Source organism: Nonomuraea sp. NPDC023979, assembly GCF_040639085.1.
In the GTDB taxonomy this organism is placed as follows: Bacteria; Actinomycetota; Actinomycetes; order Streptosporangiales; family Streptosporangiaceae; genus Nonomuraea; species Nonomuraea ceibae.
Genome location: NZ_JBEZZG010000051.1, coordinates 37,045 through 45,727, shown reverse-complemented (window position 1 = coordinate 45,727; position 8,683 = coordinate 37,045). Strand labels below are relative to the sequence as shown.

Below are 8,683 nucleotides of genomic sequence, written 5' to 3'. Positions count from 1 at the left end.
TGGCGCGCTCCCGGGCCTGGCGCTGCGTCTGGGATCCACCGCGCTCCGCCGGGGCGGCGCGACGGCCCGCCGCGATGCCGCCTTCTGTCGCGAGACCGTCCCGCGTGGTGCGGCCGTACGCCCGCGCCGTCCGCGCGTGCGGGCGGCCGGCAGCTCGGCGGCGGGTGACGGTACGCGTCCGAGCGGAAGGACGGTGCCGGCCACGGCGGCCGCGCAGGGGCGTCAGGCTGCCGCGCGATCGTTTACGAACCGGGCGGGGAGGCTCAGGCCGCCAGCCACTCCTTGACCCCCGAGCGCAGGCGTTCCTTGAGCTCGGGGCGGGCGAAGGAGGCGTCGATCCCGGCCAGGGCCAGCTCCGCCAGCACCTCGTCCCCGTACCCGAAGACCTCCCGGACCCGCGCGTACTCGGCGGCGAGCTCGCTCTCGCCGTCGGTGTTGAGCGTGACGGCGAGCCCCGCCTCGCGCAGCCGCGGCAGCGGGTGGGCGGCGAGCGAGGGGACGATGCCGAGCAGGACGTTGGACGTGGGGCACACCTCCAGCGGGACGCCCCGCTCGCGCAGCTCCGCCACCAGCGACGGATCCTCCAGCACGCGGATGCCGTGGCCCAGCCGCTCGGCGTGGCCCAGCGTGAGGGCCTCGCGGACGCTGGCGGGCCCGGCGAACTCGCCCGCGTGGTGCACCAGCCGCAGCCCGGCGTCCCTGGCCGCGTCGAACACCTCGGCGAACGGGGCCAGCGGATGGCTCTCGTCACCGGCCAGCCCGATGCCGATCACCGCGTCGTAGCGGCGGGCCAGCTCGAAGGTGGCCCACAGCCGTTCGACGGGCCTGCGGCGCGAGTGGTCGAGCAGCACGCGGCACTCGACGCCGTAGCGGGAGCCGCCCTCGGCCAGGCCGTCGAGCACCGCCTCCAGCGGCATCTCCGGCGCGCCGAGCCGCTCGCCGTGGGAGGCGGCGGTGAACGTGACCTCGGCGTAGCCGGTGCCCTGGGCGGCCTCGTCGGCGCAGAACTCCAGGGCGATCCGGCGGAAGTCGTCCGCGGTGCGCAGCAGCCCGCGCACCAGCGCCCGGCGGTCGGCGAACTCGCGGAAGCTCGAGAAGCCCCGCTCGGCCCCCTGTCCGGGCAGGGCCTCGCCGCCGAGGTCGCGCACGGTCTCCGGGCGTACGGTGCTCTCCAGGTGGACGTGCAGGTGGGCCTTGGGCAGCAGGCGTACGTCTCTCACGCGCGCCACCCTAGGACACCGGCGGTCAGCTCCTGCGGGTGACCCGGATCTTCGACTGCTTGTGCGGGGTGCGCTCCCAGTCGTCCATGAACACCGCGTCGAGCCCGTGCTGCCCGGCCAGCCGCACCAGCGTCTCGGTGCGGTAGTAGAAGTCCTCGCGCAGCACCTGGTGCTCCTTGCCCTCGGTGCGGTCGAAGGTGAAGTCGAACCAGCCGTCGGGCCGCATGATCCGCCCGACGTGGGCGAAGCACTCGTCGATCACCTCCAGCGGCGAGTGCGAGAAGACGCTGTGCGCGTGCACGACGTCGAAGTGCTCGTCCGGCAGGAACGCGAAGCGCAGGTCGCGGACCGGGGTGAGGTGCGGCAGCTTGTCGCGCAGGCCGTGGTCGGCGACGGTGTCCTGCGCGGCCATGAGGATGTCGGGCGAGATGTCGATGCCGTAGTAGTTGCCGGTGTGCAGGTAGTCGATGAACAGCCGGCCGGCCCGCAGGTTGCCGCAGCCGATCTCCAGCATCCGGCACTCGGGTTTGAGCCCGTGCTCCAGCAGGTAGTCGAACTGCATCTGGCCCAGGGCCAGCCAGCGCTTGTGCGTGTGGGAGCCGACCGCGCCCTCGGGGCTGCGCGCCGTGTCGGACCGCATGACCGCCCGGTAGTAGGAGATGTGGTCGCGGCTGTGCAGGCGCAGCCAGGTGTCGCGGGCCAGCCGCCGCAGGTGCGGGATCACCTTGTGCGGGTGCCTGAGCGCGTAGGACGCCTGGTGCGCCAGGCTCGAACGGGGGCGTGTCACGAGGGGCACCGCCAAAAGTCAGTGGACTGGGCCTTCATGATGGGAATGTAAGTCAGCTACCCGGCCGTGCCCTCGGCTCACGTGAAAATCTTGGATGCCCGTTTGCCCAGGCTTTCTGGGCGGCGGAGCACCCGCTGGGAGTTCGATGCCACACGTCCGTTACGCGACCGCCGCCGCCCCGGCGCGGGGCGGCGAGCACCGCAACGAGGACTACGTCGTCGCCGGGCCGTCGTGGGTGGCGCTGTTCGACGGGGCGAGCGCGCCGCCCGGCGTCCCGTCCGGCTGCGTGCACGACGTCCGGTGGCTGGTGCGGGCGCTGGCCACCGGGGTGGCGGCGCGGATGGACGGCGGCGAGCCGCTGGCGGACGTGCTGGCCGGGGCGATCGCGGACGTGATGGCGCGGCACGCGGGCACCTGCGACCTGTCGAACCCCGATTCGCCGTCGGCCACGGCCGCGCTGGCCCGGCTGCGCGGCGACCGGCTCGACTACCTGGTGCTGTGCGACTCGGCGATCGGGTTGCGGGGGCGCGACGGCGGCGTGACGATGCTGCGCGACGACCGGCTCGACCGCCTGCCGGGCGGGCGGCCGTACTCGGTGGAGCTCGTGTCGTCGCTGCGCAACCGGCCGGGCGGCTTCTGGGTGGCGAGCACCTGCCCGTCGGCCGCCGCGCGGGCGCTGACCGGCACGGTCGAGGCCGCCGGGCTGAGCGGGGTCGCCCTGTTCACCGACGGCGTCACGCGGCTGGCCGACTGGTACGGGCGCGCCTGGGCGGACCTGGTCGAGGGGGCGCGGGAGCCGGAGGCGCTGATCGCCGAGGTGCGCCGCCTGGAGCGCGAGCGCGGCCCGGTCAGCGGCAAGCGCCACGACGACGCGACGGCGGCCTGGATGTCCGTGAGTGCTGTCCTGTGAGTCGGCCTGGGCCGACTCTGAGACGGCGGTCACAACCTGTCGTAGGCGTTGGGTAGCTTGAAGGGGAAGACGCGCTTTGGAGGTCGATGGCCCGCCCCTGTGACGCCCGATCCCGTCCGACCCGAGCGAGGAGATTGTCTTGACCCAAACAGCAGAGGCTCTCGAACTGGACGAAACCCCCGCTGACGGCGTGTCCGTCAGCGCCGATTCCGTCAAGACATACCTGAAGGAGATCGGGCGGGTGCCCCTCCTGACCGCCGATCAGGAGATCGAGCTGGCCAAGCGGATCGAGGCCGGGCTGTTCGCCAGGGAGCGCCTCGACACCGAGCCCGGCCTCGACCGCGAGCTGCGGGCCGACCTGGAGTGGATCGCCGACGACGGCGAGCGGGCCAAGCGCCGCATGCTGGAGGCCAACCTGCGGCTCGTGGTGTCGATCGCCAAGCGCTATACGGGCCGCGGCATGCTGTTCCTCGACCTGATCCAGGAAGGCAACCTGGGGCTGATCCGCACGATCGAGAAGTTCGACTACCGCCTGGGCTACAAGTTCTCCACCTACGCCACCTGGTGGATCAAGCAGGCGATCACCCGGGCGATGGCCGACCAGGCGCGGACGATCCGCATCCCGGTGCACATGGTCGAGCTGATCAACAAGGTGGCGCGGGCCCAGCGGCGCCTGCAGATCGACCTGGGCCGCGAGCCCACCCCCGAGGAGATCGCGGCCGAGACCGAGCTCGACCCGGCGCGGGTCGTCGAGGTGCAGGGCTACGGCCGCGAGCCGATCTCGCTGCACACGCCGCTGGGCGAGGAGGGCGACAGCGAGTTCGGCGACCTCATCGAGGACACCGAGGCGGTCTCCCCCGCCGACGCCGTCTCCTTCACGCTGCTCCAGCAGCAGTTGCGCGCCCTGCTCGACGAGCTGTCGGAGCGGGAGGCGGGGGTGATCTCGATGCGTTACGGGCTGGTCGACGGCAAGCCGATGACGCTGGACGAGATCGGGCGCATCTACGGGGTGACGCGCGAGCGCATCCGCCAGATCGAGGCCAAGACGATGTCCAAGCTGCGTCACCCGTCACGGGCGATGGCGCTGCGCGACTACCTGGGCTGAGCCGCTACCGGGCCGCCGGCCGGTCCGGGCCGACGAGCAGGAGCGACTTGCCGATCGTGCGGCGCTCCTCCAGCGAGACGTGGGCGTCGCGGGCCCGCTCCAGCGGGAAGGTGGCGCCGATGACCGGGCGCAGGCGGCCCCGGGCGACCAGGTCGAGCGCCTCGGCGAGCCACGCCCTGGAGTCCGCCGGGTCGGGCGGCCCCGACGCGAGGGCGTTGACCGCGTCCACGCGGCGGCGCGCGGCCTCCTCGGCGTCGACCTCGGTGAACCCGCCGTCGGCGGTGCCGTAGCTGACGAACCGGCCGCCGTCGGCGACGGCCTCGAAGGCCGCGCGGCCGAGCCCGCCGCCCGCGCCGTCGAAGACGAGCCGGGCGCCGCCGCCGGTCAGGTCGCGGACGCGCTCCTGCCAGCCTTCCTCGCTGTAGTCGACGGCGTGCTCGGCGCCCAGCTCGCGGGCGAGGCCGAGCTTGCGCTCGCCCCGGGCGGCGGCGACGACGCGGGCTCCGGCGTCGCGGGCGAGCTGCACGAGCGTCGATCCGGCGCCTCCGGCGGCGGCGGTCACCAGCACCCACTCGTCCTTCTCCGGGGGTCCCAGCCGGGTGAGCATGAGCGCGGTGACGCCGTCGTGCAGGACGGCGGCCGCCTGCTCGAAGCTCACCTTCCCGGGCAGCTCGGTGAGCTCCTCGACGCCGGCGACGACCTGCTCGGCGTAGCCGCTGCCGAGGCTGGCGACGACGCGCCGGCCGGTCCAGCCCGGGTCCACGCCTTCGCCGGTGGACAGGACGGTGCCCGCGCCGCCGGTGCCGGGCACGTACGGGGGCGTCCTGGGGAACATCTCGACGCCCCAGCCTCGGCGCAGCAGGGTGTCGAGGTAGATGACGTCGGCGGCGGCCAGCCCGATGACGACCTGGCCGGGGCCGGCGACGGGGTCGGGCAGCTCGGTGGCGGCGAGCACGTCGGGTCCGCCGAATTCACGCGCCTGGATCGCACGCACAGGGATCACTCCTCGGAGTCGGTGTCCGTTTCGGTGGACCCAGCCTCCAACCTCAACTTTGGATGAGGTCAAGCGCGATCGCCGCGTCCTTCTCACCGGCGAAGGCCAGCAGCCGCTCCCCCTCGGCGGTCAGCTCCTCCATGACCGGGCCGGGCAGCGGCCGGAAAGGGCGCAAGGTCAGAGTGTCGTCCTTGAGGTCCCACATGCCCGCGACGACGCCGTCGACCAGGAACGTCGGGTGGATGACCGCGCCCACGCAGACGGCCTTGCGCCGCTCGGCGGTCATGAGCCGGGACCGGTCGGCGTAGGCGACGATCAGGTTGTCGAAGTACGGCAGGAACCGTACGGGCGCGGGTGTCTCAGGGTCGGCCAGCGGCGCGTCCGGCAGGTCGTACAGGACGCGCCCGTCCTCGTCGCGGTAGGCGCGCAGGTCCATCGCCTCGATCACCGGGCGCAGCCGGGTCAGCCCGGACCACGCCTGCACGTCCATGACGCCCGCCGGGCCGAAGGCGGCCAGGTAGCGAGTGACCAGGCGTTCCACCGGGGGCGCGGTGTCGAGGGGGCGGCCGAGCCACTCCTCGGCGAGCGTGAACGGGACGGCGCCGCCCCGGTTCCACTCGCCGCTGGGCGGGGTGTGGATCACGGGGAGGACGGCCTGGACGGTCCAGTTGAGCGCGAGCCGGTCGACGCCGGGCCAGCGTTCGGCGAGCAGGTCGCGCACCTGGGTGCGGGTGAGGGTGCGCCCCTTCAGGTGGGCCCGGGTCAGGTGGGCACGGGCCAGGCGGGCGAGCTCGTCGAGGTCGACGTCGCGCAGCGCGCCGCCGAAGGCGCCCCGCAGGCCGCGTGACAGGCGCGGCTGCAGGAGCGGGCGCAGCCACACGTAGTCGCCGGCCAGCGTCAGGTGCTGGGTGGCGCGCAGCAGCGACCCGCGCACGACCTGCCTGCTGTGGAGCAGGGAGGTGAGGTCGTCCTGGGTGAAGGACGACAGCCGCGACCAGAGGCCGTAGTAGGGCGGGTTGACGTCCTGCCCCTGGAGGGCGACCAGCCGTTCGACGGCCTGCGCGGGCGTCATGGCCGAGCGGGCGAGCAGGAGCTGGCGGTCGAGCGTCGTGCGGTTGAGCGTGCGACGGTCGAGTACGCGGCTGTTCGGCGTCATGACGCCCACGGTAGGGACTATCGCGGCAAGGGAGGTTCCGCGTTGAGGAGCTCGTCGAGGGCGGCGCGGAGGTCGGCGGCCAGCTCCCAGGCGTCGGGCACCATGTCGCGGTCGGTGATGACGCCGATGTCGAGCGAGCCGTCGTAGGAGAACGCGGTGATGTTGATGCCGCCGCTCACGTCGGTGATCACCGAGACCGGGTAGAGGCTGAGCAGCCGCGCCCCGCACACGTACAGCGGGAACTGCGGCCCCGGCACGTTGGAGACGCCCACGTTGATGGGCGGCGCGGTCTGGCCGACGAGCTCGAACGCCGAGCGGGCGGCCAGCCCCATGAGGGCGGCGGGCATCGACTCGCTGAACTCGCGCAGCCAGCGGGCCGGCGACAGCGAGAACCGGTCCTTGATCCGCCGCATCGCCTGCCGCACCTGGGCCAGCCGGGCGGCGGGGTCCTCCAGGTGCACGCCGAGCGGCGCGGTCATGATCGCGACCTGGTTGCCGGGGGCCTCGTCGCCGGCGGCGCGCAGCGAGAGCGGGATGCCGGCGATCAGCGGCTGGCGCGGGACGCCGCCGTGCGCGGCCAGCCAGCGGCGCAGCGCGCCCGCGCACACGGCCATCACCACGTCGTTGACCGTGACGCCGAACGCCTTGCGCACCGCCTTGACCTCCTCCAGCGGCAGCGAGACGAACGAGAAGCGGCGGTGCCGGGAGACCGGGCCGCTGAACGGGGTGCGCGGCGCGGGCAGCACGGGCAGCTCCGGCGCCTGCCCGGTGCCGGCCGCCTTGCGGGCCAGCCGGGCGGCGACGCTGCTGCCGGGCAGCCACGACAGGACGGGGATCTCGTCCAGGTGCGGCACCGCCCGGGCGGCGAACCGCACCGCCTGCGCCGGGTTGCGGGCCATCCTGGCCAGGCCGCGCGCCAGCATCTCGGCGCGGGGCGGCAGCGGCGCGTCGGGCTCCGGCTCGCCCGAGGGCGGCGGCGCGGGCTCGGGACCGAGGTCGAGCAGCGCGGCCAGCACGTCGGCGCCGCCGATCCCGTCGACGGCCGCGTGGTGGATCTTCGTGTAGAGGCCGGTGCGGCCGCCGGCCAGGCCGTGGATGAGGTAGATCTCCCACAGCGGCCGGCTGCGGTCCAGGCGGCGCGGGTGCAGCCGCGACACCTGCTCGGCGAGCTGCCGGTCGTCGCCGGGCGGCGGCAGGCCGATCTCGCGCACGTGGTAGTCGAGGTCGAGGTCGTCCTCGCGCACCCAGTACGGGTGGTCCAGGTCGAACGGGACGCGGGCGAGCTTGCGGCGCAGCGCGGGCACGTGCGGCAGCCGGGCCTCCAGCAGGGACTGCAGGCTCGCGCGGTCGAGAGGGCCGTCGAGCACGGCCAGGCCGGCGATGTTGGCGACGTTGGTCTCGGTCTCGAAGTGGAGGAATCCCGCGTCGAGGGCGGTCAGCTGGGCCATGTCAGTCCTCCGCGACTTCGAGCGTGCGCTGCGTGGCGTCGGGTTCGGCGAAGGCCAGCAGCGCCGTCGCCTCCTCCTCCAGGATGTCCGGCCGGTGCGGCGCGAACGGGGTGACGATCAGCCTGGCCTTCTTGCCCGAGCGCTTGATCTGCCACGTCCCGGCGGCGAACCCGTCGATCAGGTACGTGGCGCGTACCCGCAGGTTCTTGGTCGTGACCAGGCCCCGGTGCTCGTCGGCGACGATGCGCCTGCGGTCGGCGTGGCCGAGGACGAGCGTGTCGAAGTCGGGCAGGAACCGCACCGGGGCGGGGACGTCGCCGCCCGGCCGGGGCGCGTCCGGCAGGTCGTACAGGACCCTGCCGTCCTCGCCGGTCAGCACCTCCAGCCGGTCGCGCATGCCGTCCAGGACGGGGGCCAGGCCGCCCAGCCCGGACCACGCCTGGAGGTCGGCGGCGGTGGCGGGGCCGAAGGCGGCCAGGTAGCGCTCGGCGAACGCCTCCGCCGAGGGCGCCGGGTCGAGGGTGACGCCGGCCGGGGCGAAGGCGGGGTCGCGCGGGAAGCTCCACCGGTCCTGCGTCGGCACCATGACCAGCGGCATCAGCATGCGCACCGCGTAGCCGAGGTGCCGCTGGTCCGCCTCGGGGAACTCCTTGAGCAGCTTCGGCCGCAGCTCGTTGAACGTGTGCGGCCCCTCGGCGAGCAGCCGCGCGGCGGCGGCCACCACGGCGTCGGCGTCGACGCCCTCGAAGCGGCGGGCGGCGGCGGCCAGCACCGGGTGCAGCAGCGGCCGGAACGCGGCGTAGTCGCCGGCGGTCACCAGGTGCAGCGTGGCGCGGTGCAGCGTCGCGCGGACGAGCGTGCCGGCGTGCAGGTCGCGGTGCAGCTCGTCGCGGCCGAACCCGGCGAGCCGGGTCCACACGCCCAGGTACGGCGGGCGCGGCTCCTGCGCCTGGAGACCGGCCAGGCGGTGCACGACGTCGGCCGCGCTGCCCTCGTGGCGTCGCAGGAGGTGCTGGCGGGCCAGGGTGGCCCGGTTGAGGTCGCGCAGGCTGAGCATGAACAC

8 protein-coding genes are annotated in these 8,683 nt (G+C 74.1%); 2 read left to right on the top strand and 6 right to left on the bottom strand.

The window, feature by feature from the left end; all coding sequences use genetic code 11:
* Window positions 1–263: 263 nt before the first annotated feature.
* On the bottom strand, window positions 264–1,220 hold the full coding sequence (gene add / locus AB0G11_RS46170; protein ID WP_219508117.1) for an adenosine deaminase: 957 nt from the start codon (window positions 1,218–1,220) through the stop codon (window positions 264–266).
* Window positions 1,221–1,245: 25 nt separating this feature from the next.
* Window positions 1,246–2,007 (bottom strand): class I SAM-dependent methyltransferase, encoded by a 762-nt coding sequence (locus tag AB0G11_RS46165; RefSeq protein WP_219508115.1) that lies wholly within the window; start codon window positions 2,005–2,007, stop codon window positions 1,246–1,248.
* Between the two features lie 145 nt (window positions 2,008–2,152).
* Here AB0G11_RS46165 and AB0G11_RS46160 point away from each other — a divergent pair, with 145 nt between their 5' ends.
* Window positions 2,153–2,917: a protein phosphatase 2C domain-containing protein gene (locus AB0G11_RS46160; RefSeq protein WP_357593431.1), complete on the top strand. Its 765-nt coding sequence runs from the start codon at window positions 2,153–2,155 to the stop codon at window positions 2,915–2,917.
* Window positions 2,918–3,026: 109 nt separating this feature from the next.
* The gene (locus tag AB0G11_RS46155) at window positions 3,027–4,022 is read left to right on the top strand and encodes an RNA polymerase sigma factor (RefSeq protein WP_308125891.1); all 996 of its coding nucleotides are present in this window, start codon (window positions 3,027–3,029) and stop codon (window positions 4,020–4,022) included.
* Between the two features lie 4 nt (window positions 4,023–4,026).
* On the opposite strand, the gene AB0G11_RS46150 is transcribed toward AB0G11_RS46155, so the two are convergent.
* Genes AB0G11_RS46150 through AB0G11_RS46135 form a run of 4 tightly spaced genes read right to left on the bottom strand, consistent with a single transcriptional unit; the run spans window position 4,027 to window position 8,677 of the window.
* The gene (locus tag AB0G11_RS46150; RefSeq protein ID WP_357593429.1) at window positions 4,027–5,016 is read right to left on the bottom strand and encodes a zinc-binding dehydrogenase; all 990 of its coding nucleotides are present in this window, start codon (window positions 5,014–5,016) and stop codon (window positions 4,027–4,029) included.
* A gap of 52 nt (window positions 5,017–5,068) precedes the next feature.
* The gene (locus AB0G11_RS46145) at window positions 5,069–6,172 is read right to left on the bottom strand and encodes a winged helix DNA-binding domain-containing protein (protein WP_357593427.1); all 1,104 of its coding nucleotides are present in this window, start codon (window positions 6,170–6,172) and stop codon (window positions 5,069–5,071) included.
* Window positions 6,173–6,189: 17 nt separating this feature from the next.
* Window positions 6,190–7,620 carry a wax ester/triacylglycerol synthase family O-acyltransferase gene (locus AB0G11_RS46140; RefSeq protein WP_219508107.1) on the bottom strand — a complete coding sequence of 477 codons (1,431 nt, stop codon included), beginning with the start codon at window positions 7,618–7,620 and terminating at the stop codon, window positions 6,190–6,192.
* A 1-nt stretch (window position 7,621) separates the two neighbouring features.
* Window positions 7,622–8,677: a winged helix DNA-binding domain-containing protein gene (locus AB0G11_RS46135; RefSeq protein ID WP_357593425.1), complete on the bottom strand. Its 1,056-nt coding sequence runs from the start codon at window positions 8,675–8,677 to the stop codon at window positions 7,622–7,624.
* Window positions 8,678–8,683: the final 6 nt, after the last annotated feature.